The sequence below is a fragment of the Methylocella silvestris genome, assembly GCF_002891535.1.
Classification (GTDB): Bacteria; Pseudomonadota; Alphaproteobacteria; order Rhizobiales; family Beijerinckiaceae; genus Methylocapsa; species Methylocapsa silvestris_A.
The window spans coordinates 180,991-198,006 of sequence record NZ_PDZR01000001.1 but is presented as its reverse complement, the minus strand read 5'-3'; the positions used below and the strand labels follow the sequence as shown (position 1 = coordinate 198,006).

Annotated in this window: 12 protein-coding genes; 10 read left to right on the top strand and 2 right to left on the bottom strand. The window is 62.5% G+C overall.

Going from position 1 to position 17,016, the window contains the following annotated elements:
• Positions 1-250 precede the first annotated feature (250 nt).
• The 5 genes from CR492_RS00890 (at position 251) to CR492_RS21315 (ending at position 8,871) form a co-directional block, all read left to right on the top strand.
• Positions 251-4,285, top strand: coding sequence for a non-ribosomal peptide synthetase (locus CR492_RS00890; protein ID WP_102842310.1), 4,035 nt, complete (start codon positions 251-253; stop codon positions 4,283-4,285).
• A gap of 66 nt (positions 4,286-4,351) precedes the next feature.
• Positions 4,352-5,677: a lysine N(6)-hydroxylase/L-ornithine N(5)-oxygenase family protein gene (locus tag CR492_RS00885; RefSeq protein ID WP_102841830.1), complete on the top strand. Its 1,326-nt coding sequence runs from the start codon at positions 4,352-4,354 to the stop codon at positions 5,675-5,677.
• A gap of 441 nt (positions 5,678-6,118) precedes the next feature.
• Positions 6,119-7,681, top strand: coding sequence for a PepSY-associated TM helix domain-containing protein (locus CR492_RS00880; protein ID WP_280951505.1), 1,563 nt, complete (start codon positions 6,119-6,121; stop codon positions 7,679-7,681).
• 154 nt (positions 7,682-7,835) lie between these two features.
• On the top strand, positions 7,836-8,351 hold the full coding sequence (locus tag CR492_RS00875; RefSeq protein WP_102841829.1) for an RNA polymerase sigma factor: 516 nt from the start codon (positions 7,836-7,838) through the stop codon (positions 8,349-8,351).
• 64 nt (positions 8,352-8,415) lie between these two features.
• Positions 8,416-8,871, top strand: coding sequence for a FecR/PupR family sigma factor regulator (locus CR492_RS21315; protein ID WP_280951504.1), 456 nt, complete (start codon positions 8,416-8,418; stop codon positions 8,869-8,871).
• A gap of 175 nt (positions 8,872-9,046) precedes the next feature.
• Here CR492_RS21315 and CR492_RS00865 read toward each other — a convergent pair whose 3' ends face one another.
• The gene (locus CR492_RS00865; RefSeq protein WP_102841827.1) at positions 9,047-10,009 is read right to left on the bottom strand and encodes an SDR family NAD(P)-dependent oxidoreductase; all 963 of its coding nucleotides are present in this window, start codon (positions 10,007-10,009) and stop codon (positions 9,047-9,049) included.
• Positions 10,010-10,275: 266 nt separating this feature from the next.
• Between CR492_RS00865 and CR492_RS00860 the strand changes: the two genes are divergently transcribed.
• The 5 genes from CR492_RS00860 to CR492_RS00840 all read left to right on the top strand — a co-directional run bounded on the left by CR492_RS00860 (position 10,276) and on the right by CR492_RS00840 (position 16,561).
• Entirely contained in the window at positions 10,276-10,785 is a 510-nt protein-coding gene (locus CR492_RS00860; protein WP_245411915.1) for a TetR/AcrR family transcriptional regulator, read from the top strand.
• Positions 10,786-11,099: 314 nt separating this feature from the next.
• Complete coding sequence (locus CR492_RS00855) at positions 11,100-11,462, top strand: response regulator (RefSeq protein ID WP_102841826.1); 363 nt, start codon at positions 11,100-11,102, stop codon at positions 11,460-11,462.
• A 174-nt stretch (positions 11,463-11,636) separates the two neighbouring features.
• Entirely contained in the window at positions 11,637-14,348 is a 2,712-nt protein-coding gene (locus tag CR492_RS00850) for a PAS domain-containing hybrid sensor histidine kinase/response regulator (RefSeq protein ID WP_210200225.1), read from the top strand.
• 325 nt (positions 14,349-14,673) lie between these two features.
• Complete coding sequence (locus CR492_RS00845) at positions 14,674-15,762, top strand: Dyp-type peroxidase (protein WP_245411914.1); 1,089 nt, start codon at positions 14,674-14,676, stop codon at positions 15,760-15,762.
• Positions 15,755-16,561 (top strand): family 1 encapsulin nanocompartment shell protein, encoded by an 807-nt coding sequence (locus CR492_RS00840; RefSeq protein WP_102841824.1) that lies wholly within the window; start codon positions 15,755-15,757, stop codon positions 16,559-16,561. The genes CR492_RS00845 and CR492_RS00840 overlap by 8 nt, the downstream gene beginning before the upstream one ends.
• Positions 16,562-16,575: 14 nt before the next feature.
• Here the strand turns inward: CR492_RS00840 and CR492_RS00835 are convergent, their stop codons facing one another.
• Complete coding sequence (locus CR492_RS00835; RefSeq protein WP_102841823.1) at positions 16,576-17,007, bottom strand: nuclear transport factor 2 family protein; 432 nt, start codon at positions 17,005-17,007, stop codon at positions 16,576-16,578.
• Between the last annotated feature and the right edge of the window lie 9 nt (positions 17,008-17,016).

Genomic DNA, 17,016 nt, shown 5'->3' with positions numbered 1-17,016 from the left:
CGGCAGCGGATTGCGCTCGATCATCGAGGTCCTTTGCACGGAACGCCTGACGTTTAGACGAACCTCGATCATGATTGTTTAGTCCTGCGGCGCAAAAATGATGACAGTGAAAATTTTTCAATCGCATCACTAAATTTCGCCGACGCCTGGCCGTCCTATCTGCAAAGCTTATCGCGACGCCAAAAAACACGCGCCTTCGCGGGCGTCGCCCAATGCCTTGACCCTTGTCGAAAATTCGGGAACGAATCTCGTGAATGCTGCAGCCTCAATTCGCCTGGTCGCCGATGACAACCCGCATGCGTATTGCGACGGCGCGCCGCTGACGCTCGCGCAAAGGCGGATCTGGTCGCTGGACCAGATCGGCAATGATTCCGTCGTTGGTCCCTACACACTTGCGCTGCGCTTGCGCGGGACGCTTGACCTTGACCGCTTTCGGCGCGCTTGCCGCTTATTGGTCGAGCGCCACGGCGCCTTGAGGACGCGCTTTATACGCTCCGCTGGGGGACGGATCGACCAGATCGTCGATTCCCTGGCGACGCCCGAATTGAACTTTGATGATCGCGACGCGGCGGACAGCCCGCAGCAAGGCGAGCGCGACAGCGCGCGTCTTCTCGACGAAGATCTGTCGTTCGATCTCAACGAAAGCCTGCCCGTTCATCTTCGGCTGATCCGCCTCAAGCCCGGCGAACATCTCTTCGCCATAACCATTCATGCGATCGTTTGCGACGGCGCCTCGCTGTTGGTTCTCGCGCGCGACTTCGTGGATATTTATGAGGCGCTCGCCGGCATCAGCCTCCCGGCGCCGGCGCCCTGTGGCGATTTTGCAAGCTTCGCCCGCGGCGAGCAGACTTGGCTTCGTTCAGAAGTCGTCCGCCAGCGGCTGGCCTATTGGCGCGAACGACTCGCGACGGAAGGCGGCGGATCGCTGCTGCCGGTGCGTCCGGGCGGCGCGCGCGCGTCAACAATGGCGCCAGGGTCTGTCAGCTTCACGCTTGACGCAGAGCTTTGCGCGAGGCTGCGGCGGCTTGAGAACGAGGCCTGCCCAATGGGCGTTCTCCTGTTGGCGGCGTTCAATGGGTTGATCTGCCGTTACGGCGGCGGCGCCGGCGTGACGCTTGGCGTCGTCGTCGAAAACCGTGCGGACGAGGAGTGGGCGAATCTCGTCGGCCACTTCGAGAACGTCGTTCCCCTGACGGCGAGCATCACGGCGAATATGAGCTTTTCACAAGCGGCGAAGCATTTGGCGCGGCAGCTCGAGGACGCTCTTTCCAATACGGTTCCGTTTGAACGACTGGCTCAGGAGTTTTCCGAACGCGACGGCGAGGTTGGAAAGAATTTTCTGGAAGCGATCTTCGAGCATCGTTCCGGCGCCGCCGGTCTTTCGCGCGAGGTCGAAGACTTGCGGATTGATATCGAAAGGATGACGCAGTCGCGCTGCGACGCGAATCTCGTCTTCACGACCGTGGAGACCGCGCAAGGATCGATCGAGGGACGCATCTATTTCTCGGCGCTCCTTTTTGAGCCCTGGCTAATCGAGCAGGCTTCCCGGCATTTTGCCAGGGTCGTCGCCGCTGCGGCGGCCGATCCAGATATCGAATTTCGCGCAATCGCGCTGCTTGACGACGCCGAGCTCAACCGGCTTTCGGCGCCTTTGGAGGACATCGAGGCTGACGACGCGCGCCCAATCCACGCGTTGATCGCCGCGCAGGCGCAGCAAAGGCCCGACGCCCCTGCGATATTTCAGGCAGATCAATGCTGGACGCATGGACGGCTGGACAGCGCCGCAAATCGCATCGCCAGCCGGCTGATGCAGCTTGGGGCGGGGCCCGAGGTCCGCGTCGCCATCGCCCTGCGACGGTCGCCCGAGGCGGTCGCGTCAATTCTCGCCACGCTCAAATCCGGCGCGGCCTTCGTTCCGATCGAGCCGGATCATCCGGCCTCCCGCAATCATCATATTCTAAAGGACGCCGGCGTTGCGATCATCGTCACGGACAGCCGGCTGCGCGGCGCCCTGCCCTCCGAGATCGGGGCGGCGGTGGTCGAGATCGATCGCATCGATCTCGAAAGCGAGCCGGCCGCGCCGCCTCAAGCCCGCCACACGCCAGGTCAACTCGCCTATGTGATTTACACGTCGGGCTCGACGGGCCTGCCCAAAGGCGTCGCCGTTGAGCATGGCGCCTTGACCCGACATTGCCAATGCACGGCGCGCGTCTACGAGATGAGCGCGCAATCCTGCGAACTGGCCTTTCTCCCGTTCAGCTCCGACGGCGGCCACGAGCGCTGGATTGTCCCGCTCATGGTCGGCGGCAGCGTGGTTCTGCCCGACCGTCTGTGGACGCCGGAAGAGACCTTCGCCGCGATGCGGCGCTACGGCGTCAACAATGCGAGCTTCCCCACCACCTACCTCCAGCAGCTTGCGGAGTGGGCCGAGACGACCGGAGACGCCCCGCCGATGCGGCTCTATTCGTTCGGCGGCGAGGGCCTTCCGCAAAAAACCTTCGAACTCCTGTCCGAGGCTCTGCGCGCGGAATGGCTCATCAACGGCTATGGCCCGACCGAAACGGTCATGACGCCCATGGTCTGGAAGGTGCGGCCTGGAGCCCGGTTTGAAGGAACCTACGCGCCCATCGGCCGGGCGGTGGGCCGGCGTAGGATCTATATTCTCGACGCGGACGGCAATCCGGCGCCGGCGGGCGTGACGGGCGAATTATACATTGGCGGCGACGGAATCGCGCGCGGCTATCTCGGCAATCCCGCGCTGACCGACGACCGCTTCATCCGCGATCCCTTCGCGGCCGGCGGCCGGCTTTACCGCTCCGGAGATCTTGCGCGCTGGCGCGACGACGGCGCGGTGGAGTTCATGGGCCGCGTCGACCATCAGGTCAAACTGCGCGGCTTCCGGATCGAACTTGGCGAGATCGAGACGGCGCTTGGCAATGAGCCTGGCGTCAGCGCTTGCGCGGTCGTGATGCGCGCCGAGGCCGGTCAGGCTCCGATATTGGCCGCCTATGCCGTGCCGATGGAGGGCGTCGTTCTTGACGGCAAGGCGCTGCGCCGCGCGCTCGCGCGCCGCTTGCCGGACTACATGCTGCCAAGCGTCATTCTCATTCTGGACAGGCTGCCGCTCAACGCCAACTCAAAACTCGATCGGGACGCGCTGCCATCGCCCTTATCACAGATGTTGGACCTCGAGCCGCCAACGACGCCATGGGAAGAGAAGCTGGCGGCGATCTGGCGGGACGTTCTGGGTTTGGCGCGTGTCGGCGTAACGCAAAACTTCTTCGAGATAGGCGGCAACTCCCTCGCCGCATTGAGGATGTTGAGCCGCATCAAAGCGCTCGATCCGCAAAGCGGCATCGACATCGTCGATCTCTTCAACCATCAGGACATTCGCTCACTGGCGCCGCTTGCCGGAAGGCGGCGCGAGAAGCCGTCCGGCGCGCAAGTCGTGCGTCTGCGCGCGCGCGGCGAAAACCCGCCGCTCTACTGCTTCCCCGGCCTGCTTGTCAGCACGCGCGAATATATCAAACTCGTCGATTATCTTGGCCCGAACCAGCCCGCCACCGGCTTTCTTTGCTATTCGCTTTCGGAAGAGAAGAAGGTCGACGCGTCGGTTGAGGAAATCACGGCGCGCTACGCCGATCGCGTCCGGGAGGAAAGCAAGGGCCAGCCCTGCCTTTTCCTTGGCTGGTCGTGGGGCGGACTGCTTGCATTCGAGGCCGCTAAAATGCTCAAGAACGACGTCGATGTGCGCCTCATCGGCATGGTCGACGTCTGCGACATGGATACGGACTTCGCGGTCGGCGCCGAGCCTGCGTTCAATCCTGGCGAGCGCGACGAACTCTACCGGCGCATCATGGCGTGGCTCGAACGAACGCAAATGCGCGCCGATTGGGATCGCTTGTTGCAGGCCATGGACCGGCAGGCCTTCGAACAGTTCCTCCGCTACGTCGGGAACAGCGAAGAGGACCTGCCGACCGACGGTCCGGAGGTTGGCAGCCGCGAGCACACCTTCTGGATCCTCATAGATAATGCGCTGATTTTCCGTCGATACCAGATGCGGCCTTTCGATTGTCCAATCCACTCGTGGGCGGCCGAGGATTCGCTCAATCGCGGATTGAACCTCATCGACTGGCGATCGCTGTCCCGACAGGCAGGCGCCGCCGAGATCGTCGCGGGAACCACGCATCTTCACATCATCGGCGCTGCGGCGTTCCACGCCCGCCTCGCCCTTCGTATCGAAGAAGCAGTCGGCGCCATGGGGCGAGGCGCAATCGTCCGCTGATCCCAAATTCAGCGCGGCGCCCGCCTCGGCCTCAATGCATGTTGACCAAACGATGGAGCTTAAGTTGTGACGACGGAACAGACGCTAGATCTTGCCGGCATCGGGGTTGGTCCCTTCAATCTGAGTTTGGCCGCTCATCTTGATTCCATCCCCGAGCTCGGCGTCCGCTTTTTCGAGCAGCGCGACAGGCTCGATTGGCATCCAGGCTTGATGTTGCCAAACGCCGATTTGCAAACGTCCTTCCTCAAGGATCTCGTCACGGCGACCCATCCGACAAGCCCCTGGTCGTTCCTCGCCTATCTTGTCGCCCAGAAGCGCTTTCTCAAATTCCTCAACGCCGAATTCGAGGCGACGCCGCGAAGGGAATTCGCGAATTATCTTGAATGGGCGGCGAATGGATTGCCCAACCTGCAATTCAACACGCCTGTCAGGGAAATCTCATTCGATCGATCGGCGTTCAAGTTGCGGTTTGACGACGCGTCTTGCAGCGCCCGCCACATTGCGCTGGGCATCGGCCTGTCGCCTTTCCTGCCGCCATGGGCGGATGCGCAGCTCGGCGAAGACTGCTTTCATTCGTCAAAGACCAGGCGCCATCTCGACGGCATGACCGGCGAGCGCATCGTGGTGATCGGCGGAGGCCAGAGCGGCGCCGAAATCATGCTTCATCTATTATCCGAAGGCCGACATACGCCAGCCGAGATCAAATGGGTGAGCAGACGGCCCAATTTCGAGCCCCTCGACGCAACGCCATTCACCAACGAGCTGTTCACGCCCGAATATGTGGACAGTTTCCGTCGCCTAGGCGAGGACCGACGCCATGCTCTCGTCGCCTCGCAAAAGCTCGCCGCCGACGGCGCATCGGCTTCGACCTTGCGGGCGCTCTACCGGCGCATATACGCGATGAAATATCTGGAGGACAGCGATGTCGATATCGGCCTTCTGCCGCATCGCGACGTGATCGAAGTCGATCGGCAGGGCAAGGAATTCAAGCTTGTCATGCGCAACGGATTCGATGGCGGCATTGAAGTCATCACGGCCAGGACAATCATTCTCGCCACAGGATACACATTCAAATTTCCAGAGTTTTTGGCGCCCCTCAAGGATCGGATCAGCTTCGACCGCCACGGCAATTTTATTCTCGGCGACGATTTCTCGGTGAAGTGGGATGGGCCGCGGCGTCATCACATCTTTGCGCTGAATGCGGGAAGGTCAAGCTACGGAGTCGCCGAGCCACAGCTTAGTCTGACTGCCTGGCGCAGCGCCGTCATCGTCAATGCGCTTCTCTGCAAGCCTCATTTCGATCTGTCGCTGCCGCCGTCCGTCATGCGCTGGTCGACAGGCGACGATGTCTATGTAAAATCGGCTGGCGGAGCCGTATCGATCGCGGGCTGACAGCTCTGGTCGGTCTTCCGAGTCCCGGAATCACGAAAGGCGCCCGGATTGCACAACGCTAAGTTTCGGCGCGCGAGAGAGCTTTGCAAGAACGCGCTCGTGCGATCAGTCAAGGCGCTGCATTCGGCGAAAAACCATCCGCCTGTCCAACAAGCTTTCCTTTGGCTGCATTGCCGGAGCCAGGCGCTTTATTCGCGGGCGTCGTCCGTCGTTGCTTCCGGCCGGCGGCGCGCGGCGGCGCTGGCCAGGAATGCGTCCCGTCCCGAATGGCGCCTTGCCCGTGGCCAACAGCTTCGCGCGCTGTTCACGCGGTGGACAGCCGTTGCCGCCCGGCGGCTTGCTGCGCTGACCGAACGCTTGTTTGTGTGGGGGAGCAAGCAAGCGGCGAGAATAGCCTCGCGGGAACAACTGGGCCTACGCTTTCGCGCCGCTTGCGCCCTGTTGACTCGCTGGTCGCAGTTCGCCGCCGCGCGATTAAACAGACTGATCGCGGCGGCGCAAAGCCGGACATTGGCCTGCGTCAAATTGGCTTTGGAGGCGGCATGGTGCGAGAGCGTTGTCGAAAGAGCAAGGGCGCGTCTCAATGATTGGTCCTGGCGCGCGGCCGCGCTGCGCGTCTCGCTTGGCGAGGCCGGTCTCCTGCGCCTGGGTACGCGGGCGCGCAACGTCGCGTTTTGGCGACACAAAAAATTCGCCCTTCGGCCCGCGGTCGTCGCGCTTCATCGCTGGGCCGGCCTCACAATGGCGGGCTTTTTGGTCATCGCGGGGCTGACGGGCGCCGTGATTTCCTGGGATCATGAGCTTGACGAGTGGCTGAACCCGGATCTCTGGCGGGCCAGTGAAGGCGCGCCGCTACCCGCCTTTGAACTTGCCCGGCGCGTCGAGGCGGACGATCCGCGCGCGCTTGTCACCTATCTGCCGCTCCACGCCAAACCGGGCGAAGCCTTGTCAATGTTGGTCGACGCGCGAGTCGATCCCTCAACCGGGCGGCTCTACGATCTTGGCTACGACCAGGTTTTCATCGAGCCGATCCCCGGAGAGATTTTGGGGCGGCGCGAATGGGGCGAGATCGGGATCGATCGGCGCCATCTTGTGCCCTTTCTGTACAAGCTCCACTACAGCCTATGCGCGCCCCCGTTTTTGAACTTCGACCGCTGGGGCGAGATGCTGATGGGCGCCATCGCGCTGCTCTGGATGACCGACTGTTTTTTTGGCCTCTTTCTGACCCTGCCGCCAGGGGCTCGCGGACGCGACGCCTCCGCGAGCGCCGCCTGGATCCGCCGCTGGGAGAAAGCCTGGCGGATCAAATGGCCGAGCGCGCCTTATCGTCTCAACTTCGACATTCACCGCGCGTCTGGATTGTGGCTTTGGGCGCTTCTTTTCCTGTTGGCGCTGACGGGCGCTTCACTCAATCTTTCCAAGGAGGTCGCGGAGCCGGTCGTCAATTTCTTTTCCAGCGTGACCCCATCGCCGCTCGATATTCGCGAGGAGCGCCCGATCAACCAGCCGATCATGCCCCGGCTCGGCCTCACGGGGATCGTCTCGCGCGCTGAGGCGGAAGCCGAGCGCCGGGGTTGGGAGGAGCCTGCTGGCGCCGTCGGTTATCACCAGCAACATGGAGTCTACAGCGTCTATTTTTTTAGCCCCGGAGGCGATCACGGGGCTGCGGGCGTCGGCCCCGCCGAACTCTTCCTTGATAGCGAAGATGGACGCGTTCTTGGCGACCGTTTGCCCTGGCGCGGCACAGCCGGCGATCTTTTCATGCAGCTTCAGTTTCCACTGCATTCGGGGCGGATCGCCGGCTTTTTCGGCCGCGTGCTCATTTCCGCGATGGGGCTCGCCGTTGCGGCTCTCGCCGTCACCGGCGTCGTCATATGGCTGCAAAAGCGCAACGCGCGAAGAAAAAAGACCGCGACCGCGGGCGCAGCCCAGCCGCGGCAAAACAACGCCGTCGCCGTCCCGGAACCGTCGGGCCTCCGGAAACAGAGCCATACTTCAATATAAGACTTAAACTTAGACTAAGTATAAATCATTTTGATTGCTCTTGACGCCGGGAAAAGTAACCTGAAGACAGACATTCACCTTGACTTGGCTCAATGCCGCGATCCAGCGATTACTCTACAGAACGCTCTGCGCGGACGCACGACGTCGCGTCCCGATGAGCACGTGGCCCGATGCAATCGGCAGGCTCTTTGCCCGGCACAGGGCAAGGCTGGAGGCGATTGTCGTCCAGCGCATTCGCGATCGCGATGCGGCGGCCGATATCGTGCAGGACGTCTTCGCCAATGTCCTTGCCTCCGGCACCAAGGGTTCGCAGGACGCCGACACGCGGGTGCTTTTTGCCGCCGCCCGCAACGCTGCGATCGACCGCGGCCTCATGACAGCGCGGCGAACGCGTTTGCTTGCGAGCGTGGCGCCGGAGCAGATTATGCCGGCCTTGCCTTCGGCGGACGCCGCGCTCGAATCCCGGCAAGCGATCGCAACGCTTGATCGCGCCCTCGAGGAGTTGACGCCGCGCGCCCGGCAGATTTTTTTGATGCATCGGGTTTATGGCGCATCGAATATGGAAATCGCGCGGCAGTTCGGAATCAGCGTCAGCGCGGTGGAGAAGCAGCTGGCGCGGGCCTTGCGTCATTGCCAGAATCGCCTGGAGGATTATCTCGCCCCCCGTTGAATTGCGCAGGCCGTCGAATTCGTATGGCGATGTGCGGTTTTTGGCGCCTGATCCGTTTATTAGAATGGATATAAGTTTTGCCCCCGGCGCCACCCTAGCGCGCCACGACGGCCAAGGTGACGAAGTGCCATCGCAAGACGAGAAGGCGCCGAACGACAGACAGCGAGACGCGGCGGCGCTTTGGCTCGCGCGCTGCGCCGGCGGTTCGCTCGGCGAGTCGCAAAAGGCGAAACTGGCGCTTTGGATGCAAGCGGATCCTCGCCATCGGACGGCGCTTCGAGAGGCGATCCAGCTGTGGAATGAACTGGAGCGCCCGGCGCTGGCCCTGGCCGCGCGCGCGAAGCGTCCCCCGCTCGATTTGCGTCGGGAGGGGCGGCTTTGGCTTGGATTTGGCGCCGCCGCGGCAGGATTTGTCGTTCTTCTCGCGCTGTGGCTGAAAGATGGAGGCGCTCCGGTCCAGCCGAACGGCGCGCGCGAAGGGAAAAGCCTCAGCAGGACAGGCTGGATCCGCGATCATTGACTGGCGGTCATATGATCGCGGAGAGATCGGAATTAGAGGCGGTTTGATCCCGGATCGACGCTCAAAACGTCGCCTTTGGAGATAAAGCCAACGACGGTCCGCGCCTGAGCGCCCGCCGTCGCACACATCGGATCGCCGGGAGATCCGGCCCGAACCATCGGCGCGATCTCGGCCTTCAGAAGCGCTCGCCGACCATCTGCTCGCTTTTGGCCCAGAGCGCCTTGGCGTGCTCAGGGTCGAGGGCGTAAGCGCGCACGCCGCCGCGGATGTCCTCGCTCTCCACCGGCTCCGCCACGTGGCAGTCTTCGCAATAGAGGCCGCCGACCTCGTCGCCGGACGCAACCACGCCGCTCCAGACCGTGGTCGCCGCACCCTGCGGGATGGTCTTCCAAGTGAAGGACGGGTTACCCGAAGCCGCATTCGCCGCATTGATCTGATCGACAAGGTTCTGCATGGACTCAGGACTCATATGGCGGCCAAGCTCGGTCCGGATGCCGCCGGGATGAACGGCTGTGGCTCGCACGCCGTTCGCCTTGTGGCGCCGATCGAACTCGACGGCGAACAGGATGTTGGCCGTTTTGGAGCGGCCATAAGCGCCGAACTCCGTATAAGGCGTGCGTTCGAAGTTCGGATCCTCGAGGTTGACGTCGGAGAAGCGGTGGCCCGCCGAGGACAGATTGACGAGGCGCGCGCCTGGCTTCAGCAGCGAGGCGATGCGGTTGACCAATACGAAGTGGCCGAGATGATTTGCGCCGAACTGGGTTTCGAAGCCGTCTGCTGTCTGGCTCTTCGGGCAGGCCATGACGCCCGCATTGGCGATGACGAGGTCGAACGGCTTGCCGCTCAACACCAGGGCGTCGGCGCAGGCGCGCACGCTGGCGAGGGACGCCAGGTCGAGCTCAACCAGCTCCAATCCGCCGCCTTTGGCCGCCTCAGCGCGAACTTGCTCGGTTGCCGCCTTGGCTTTGCTCAGGTCGCGCGCGGCGCCGACCACCAAGGCGCCATGGGCGGCCAATGTACGGGCGGTCTCGACGCCGAGCCCAGCCGAAACTCCCGTCACCAGAATGCGCTTGCCGCTCAGGTCTACGCCTTCAAGCACGTCGTCCGTCGTGGACGTCGCTCCAAATATCTTGGCCATGGTATTTTCCGATGTTTGGGGTCAATTCAGGGTCGTCCGCTTCGAGGCAAGGATTGAAGATTGCCAAAATTCCGAAGAACGAGTAAACGGAGGGTGCCTCCGGCTTATATACGGAGGTATCCTCCGTATATCAAGAGCACATCATTGTGAGCGTCGACCCCACGGGGCCGGGCCCTCGGATAACCAAAGATAAGCCGGCGCCGGCCTCGGGCTCCGCGCGGAAGCCGCGCGCGGACGCAAAGCGGAACCGCGAGCTGCTGGTGGAAATGGCGAAGGCGGCTTTCGCCGATGTTGGCGTGGGTGTCGGCCTCGAGGAGATCGCACGCCGCGCCGGCGTCGGGATCGGCACGCTGTACCGGCACTTTCCGAACCGCGACGCAATTGTCGAGGCGGTGTACCGCCGCGAAGTGCAGCAATTGGCCGACTCGGCGGCGAGCCTCCTCCAGTCGCTGTCTCCTGGCGAGGCGCTCCGTGAATGGATGCGGCTGTTCGTCGATTATATCGCCGCCAAAAAGGTGATCGCGCCGGCGCTCGGGTCGATTATCGGCGGCGCAACAGAGCTTTACGCGTCCTCGGGCGCACGGATCACGGCGGCGATGTCATTGCTGGTGGAACGGGCGCGCGACAGCGGCGACATACGCGCCGGCGTCGACCCGAATGACCTTCTGCGCGCGCTCGTGGGATTTACTTATGGCAACGCCGCTCCGGGCTGGGAGGCCAGCGCAAGGCGGCTGATCGACATTTTGATGGATGGGCTGCGACCGCCTCGCGCATAGAATAACATGCAACAAGATCATCTCGTCGATAAGGTCGGTCATTGAGTTCAGCGACGCAGCGCGGCGCCCGGTTCGCCGCCTCCTTGCCAAAGATTTCCCCCATCCTGGCGTCGTCGGGGCGTTTAGGGCGTCAGGCCGAAGGAAGGTGCAGGTCGAATCAAAAGAAAGAAACGCAGAAGGCGCTATTCGACGAGAGAAAGATCTGACCCTCAGGGAACTATCCCCGCCAACGGGGATTACGTTAGGCGCCAGAAGTAAAGAAGCGGCGCAAAGGGGCTTTGCTAAGTGCCTAATTCTCAGCCGCTGACGCTCTGATGGCCATCATTCTCATCGTCGAGGATGAGATGTTCATTCGCCAGAGCGCCGAGTGGACGATGGAGGATCTGGGCCACACGATCCTCCTCGCCAGCGACCTCGCCAGCGCGCTATTGCACCTGTCGGGGACCAAGCAAATCGACGCGCTCTTTGTCGATATTCGCCTCAAGACCTTGACGTTCGGCGGATACGACGTCGCCAATCAGGCGATCAGGCTTCAGCCCGGATTGCGAGTGCTCTACACGTCGGGCAGCAGCCTGTCCGCCGAGATGACGGAATTGTTCGTTGGCGGCGGCCAATTCATTCAGAAGCCCTATTCTCCCGCTCAACTCGAACATTCGATCGGGGAGCTTTTTCACTGATTTCCTTCGTGACCGATTCCGAATGATAAAGTGTGGGATCCTGATTGGTTGAAATATTAAAAAGCCAGATGCCCAGATTTTCCGGCGGATAAGCACACGAAGAAACTGCTCCCCCAGTCTCCCGACAAGGCGGCGCGTCACGAGACGGAGGAGTCGATTGTCAAGACGGGCGCCTTGCAGAGCGCGATCTTCAACAGCGCAAATTTTTCCAGCATAGCCACCGACGCCAAAGGCGTGATTCAGATCTTTAACGTCGGCGCCGAGCGGATGCTGGGCTATGCCGCCGCTGAAGTGATGAACAAGATCACCCCGGCCGACATCTCCGATCCTCTGGAGTTGATCGCGCGCGCCGAGGCCTTGAGCGCAGAGCTTGCGACCTCCATCACGCCGGGCTTCGAGGCCCTGGTGTTCAAGGCCTCCCGTGGGATCGAGGACATTTATGAGCTGACTTATATCCGCAAGGATGGCAGCCGCTTTCCTGCGGTCGTATCCGTCACGGCGCTGCGCGACGCGCAGGGCGCCGTCATCGGATACCTTCTCATCGGCACCGACAATACCGCCCGTAAGGAGGCCGAAGAGGCGCTGCTCAAGGCAGGCGCCCTACAGAGCGCGATCTTCAACAGCGCCAATTTTTCCAGCATCGCGACGGACGCCCGCGGCGTGATCCAGATCTTCAATGTTGGCGCTGAACGCATGCTCGGCTACGCGGCCGCCGAAGTGATGAACAGAATTACGCCGGCCGACATCTCTGATCCGCAGGAGCTCATCGCGCGCGCTCTGGCCTTGAGCGTCGAGCTCGCGACCGCGATCGAACCGGGATTTGAGGCCCTGGTATTCAAGGCCTCGCGTGGAATCGAGGACATTTACGAGCTGACCTATATCCGCAAGGATGGAACGCGCTTTCCGGCGGTTGTGTCAGTCACGGCGCTGCGCGACGCGCAGGGCGCGATCATCGGATATCTGTTGATCGGCACGGACAACACCGCGCGCAAATTGGTCGAGGAAGAGCAAAAGAAGTCCGATCAGCGTTTGCGCGATCAGCAATTCTATACCCGCTCGTTGATCGAATCGAACATCGACGCCCTGATGACGATCGACCCCGCCGGCGTCATCACCGACGTCAACAAGCAGACCGAGGCTCTCACCGGCCGCACCCGGGACGAGCTGATCGGGGCGCCGTTCAAGGACTGCTTCACCGATCCGAAGCGGGCGGAAGCGGGAATCCAACGCGTGCTGAGTGAAAATTCAGTGACCGACTATGAGCTCACGGCGCGCGCCCGCGATGGCAAGCAGACCGTCGTGTCCTATAACGCCACGACCTTTTACGACCGGAGCCGCACGCTGCAGGGGGTCTTCGCCGCGGCTCGCGACGTCACGGAACGCAAACGTGTGGAGGTGGAGCTGCAGCAGGCCAAGGCCGACGCAGAAAGCGCGAGCAGGGCCAAATCGGAGTTTCTTGCCAGCATGAGCCATGAGATCCGAACGCCCATGAATGCGATCATGGGGATCGCGGACCTGCTCGCAAAGACCACCCTCTCTCCTGAACAAGACAAATACGTGCAGATCTTCCGCCGTTCCGGCGACAATCTGCTGAACCTCATCAATGACATACTCGACCTCTCCAAGGTCGAGGCCTCTCAGCTCGACCTTGAACGAACCGGCTTTTCGTTGAGCGACCATCTCGAGAAGATAATCGAGATGGTGGCGCCCCGGGCCCACGAAAAAGCGCTAACTCTGTTGTGCGAAATCGCGCCGGGGGTCGCCAATAGCCTCGTCGGCGACCCGACGCGCTTGCGGCAAGTGCTCCTCAATCTGCTTGGCAACGCCATCAAGTTCACGCCGGCAGGAGAGGTGTCCTTGAAGGTCGAGCTGGATGGAGACTGCTCGGTTCCGACCGCCTTGCGGTTCACCGTCTCGGACACCGGCATTGGCATTCCGCGCGCGAAACTGGGTCATGTGTTTGACAGCTTCACTCAGGCCGATTCATCCACCACGCGCCGGTTTGGAGGATCGGGGCTGGGTCTCACGATTTCAAAGCGGCTCATCGAGTTGATGGGCGGGCGCGTCTGGGTTGAAAGCGAAGTCGGGAAGGGGAGCGTTTTCGGCTTTGCCGTGCCATTTGAGGTCTGGCGCGAAGCCAACCGGCCGGCGGCCGCGCCCGTCGGCGCCGGAGCGGAGGCGCCGCTGCCCCCGCTGCGAATCCTTCTCGCCGAGGACTCGCCCGACAATTGCACGATCGCGCTCGCTTATCTCGAGGATACGCCCTACCTGATCGACGTCGCCGAGACTGGAGCAGTCGCCTGCCAGATGTTTATGGCGGGCCAATACGACCTTGTCCTGATGGACCGGCAAATGCCGGTCATGGACGGCTTGACCGCGACACGAACCATCCGCGCGTGGGAGAAGGCGAATAACCGGCGCCCGACGCCGATCATCGCCGTAACGGCCTCCGCCCTGAAGGGCGATCGGGAGGTCTGCCTCGCGTCAGGATGCACGGCCTATTTGACCAAACCAATCAAGCAGAACGTGCTTCTGCAAGCGATAAAGGACTATTCCGTAACTGCGACGCCGGCGTCGCAAAAGGATGGCGAACCGCCGGAGACGACCTCCCGGGCCAATCGAAAAATAGCGCAACGCACCCCCGCCTATCTGAAAAATTGTCGGCAGAATGTCCTTGCGATGGATGAGGCCCTCGATCGCGCTGACTTCGAGGCCGTTACGATCCTTGGGCACAATATGAGGGGGTCGGGCGGCGCATTCGGATTCCCGGCCATTACCGACATCGGCGCCGGCCTTCAACAGGCGGCCGAAAGCGCCGACATCCCGGCGTCGCGAAAATGGGTGGCCAAATTGTCCTCCTTTCTGGATCGCGTCGAGGCCATTTGACCGGCCCGTCAAACGCGGAGCGGGGTTGTTCCTGCACATGCCGTATTGCGCTCCTGGTGCGAGCGGCCGCACGGCCGGCGGGCAAGGAGGGGCGGCAAAACGCCCCTACCTCCGCGCAGCGGGGGTCGGCAAGAGCTTTACCCTTGCTTTATGATGCATGATTATGCGACTTGGCTGCGATCGAGGCGATGAGCCTGGTCCAACGTATTGTCCGCGGCCCCTTTCCTCATTGCGGGCGGCGCCGGGCTAGTCCGGCTATGCGGCGTCGGCGCGCAAACCCGCCGTTCCGGCGCGGTTTCAAACTCTGGCGTGGAGATCGCGATTCGTGTTCAAGGAAGACAAGCTTGGCGGCATGAGCGCGGCGGCGTCAGGTGAGACCTCCCCGCCCCCGATTCCGCAGCCGGTCGTCGCCCCCCTCACTCCGGCCGCCATCTTCATGGTCGTGGCGATCACTCCCGGTGAGGAGAGCCGGGCCGGGCTGCGCGCATTTTGCGGCGATCTTTCCGGACTGATCCGCGCGGTCGGCTTTCGCAATATCGAAGGCGGCCTGTCCTGCATCATCGGATTTGGCTCCGAGGCCTGGGACGCGCTTTTTGACGCGCCCCGCCCTCTCGAGCTGCATCCCTTCCGCGAGATCCGCTCCGAGGGCCGCACGGCCATAGCGACCCCGGGCGACATTCTGTTTCACATACGCGCCAGCCGCATGGATCTTTGTTTTGAACTCGGCGCGCAGATCATGGAGCGCATCGGCAAATTCACTTCGCCCGTCGATGAGGCGCAAGGCTTTCGCTACTTCGATGATCGCGATCTGCTCGGCTTTGTCGACGGAACCGAAAACCCGGCCGCCGCCGCCGCCGTGGAGGCCGCCCTCATTGGAGCGGAAGACGAAAACTTCGCCGGCGGGAGCTATGTCATCGTGCAAAAATATCTGCATGACATGAAGGCGTGGAATGCGGTGCCGACGGAAATGCAGGAGCTCATCGTCGGCCGCAAAAAACTGTCCGACGTCGAACTCGATGAAAGCGTCAAGCCAAGCTGGGCGCACGCCTCGCTGACGATCATTGAAGAGGGCGGCAAGGAGATCAAGATCCTGCGCGCCAACATGCCGTTCGGGAGCCCGGCGCAGGGCGAATTCGGCACCTATTTCATCGGCTACAGCCGCTCGCCGCGCACCATCGAGCAGATGCTGGAGAATATGTTCATCGGCCGTCCGCCTGGCAATTACGACAAGCTGCTCGACTTCAGCCGGCCGGTCACGGGCAATTTGTTTTTCGTCCCCTCCGCGACATTTCTGGAAAATGTGGCGGATGAGGCGGCGGCTCCCGCGCCGGCGGCGCCCGCACAATCCGCCCCGCTGGCAAAAAACGAGACCCTCGCCATCGGTTCCCTCAAAGGAGATAAACGGCATGAATAATCTTCATCGCGAGCTCGCGCCAATTTCCGACGCCGCATGGGCTCAGATCGAAGAGGAGACGACCCGTACGCTCAAGCGGTACCTCGCGGGCCGGCGAGTCGTCGACATGCCGCAGACCGGCGGCGTCGCGCTTTCGGCCGTGGGCACGGGCCATCTTCGGACTATAAATGCTCCGGCCGAGGGCGTGCTGGCGCGCCAGCGCGAAGTGAAGCCGCTGGTCGAATTGCGCGTCCCCTTCGAACTCTCGCGCGCTGCCATCGACGACGTCGAACGCGGCGCGAACGATTCCGACTGGCAGCCCGCCAAGGATGCGGCAAAGACCATCGCTTTCGCCGAAGACAGGGCGATTTTCGACGGTTATGCGGACGCGGCCATTACGGGCGTGCGGCAGGGAACCAGCAATCCGATCATGACGCTCCCGGCCGACGTCCGCGATTACCCCGACGCCATCGCGCACGCCTTGAGCCAATTGCGCCTCGTCGGCGTCAATGGCCCTTATGCCGTCCTGTTCGGCGCAGAGGCCTATACCGCGCTGGCCGAGACCAGCGATCACGGCTACCCGGTGCTGGAGCACGTCAAGCGGTTGGTCGAGGATCAGATCTTCTGGGCGCCGGCGATCGCCGGGGCCTTCGTGCTGACGACGCGCGGCGGCGATTTCGAACTGACGCTCGGCCAGGACGTCGCGATCGGCTATCTCAGCCATACGACGGACACCGTTCAGCTGTATCTTCAGGAAAGCTTCACCTTCCGCTATTTGACGAGCGAGGCCGCCGTCGCGCTCGCGCCGCCAGCGAGTTGACGGCGGCCCTCGGGCTAAGCCGAAGCCAACAGCGCGCCCGGCCCCGCGATCGCCGCCAGTTTCGCGGTGTCGGTATGTTGGTACAGCGAGGCGAAAAGGCCGTCGCGGAAGGTCACCAGGTCGACCACGTCGAACAGGCTTGAGGCGCCGGTCTTTGTGCTTTTCACCCTCGCCCGCCAGTGCAGCACAGCTTGGTCGCCCTCTGCCATCAAGCTGATTTCGGTCCAATCATCAATCTTGAAGGCGGCGACAAGAGCGGTGAAAATCGCCTCCAGCGCCTTGCGGCCGCGAACCGGCGCGCCGTCGCCGGTCAGGTTCAGGCCCTCGACGTTAAACGCAAATTCCGCGTCCTCCGTGAAAAAGGACAGCATCTTCGGCACGTCTTCCGCAAGACGCGCAGCATAGCCGGACCGTATCGCTGCTTTCATGTCGGCGTCAGTGGTCATTTCGCATTC

What these genes read in the sequence shown, in the direction of transcription:
- CR492_RS00875 (WP_102841829.1), top strand. Translation starts at nt 7,836, where the DNA reads ATGAGCACGTGGCCCGATGCAATCGGCAGGCTCTTTGCCCGGCACAGG.
- CR492_RS00835 (WP_102841823.1), bottom strand. Translation starts at nt 17,007, where the DNA reads ATGACCACTGACGCCGACATGAAAGCAGCGATACGGTCCGGCTATGCT.
- CR492_RS00865 (WP_102841827.1), bottom strand. Translation starts at nt 10,009, where the DNA reads ATGGCCAAGATATTTGGAGCGACGTCCACGACGGACGACGTGCTTGAA.
- CR492_RS00840 (WP_102841824.1), top strand. Translation starts at nt 15,755, where the DNA reads ATGAATAATCTTCATCGCGAGCTCGCGCCAATTTCCGACGCCGCATGG.
- CR492_RS00860 (WP_245411915.1), top strand. Translation starts at nt 10,276, where the DNA reads ATGGCGAAGGCGGCTTTCGCCGATGTTGGCGTGGGTGTCGGCCTCGAG.
- CR492_RS21315 (WP_280951504.1), top strand. Translation starts at nt 8,416, where the DNA reads ATGGATATAAGTTTTGCCCCCGGCGCCACCCTAGCGCGCCACGACGGC.
- CR492_RS00855 (WP_102841826.1), top strand. Translation starts at nt 11,100, where the DNA reads ATGGCCATCATTCTCATCGTCGAGGATGAGATGTTCATTCGCCAGAGC.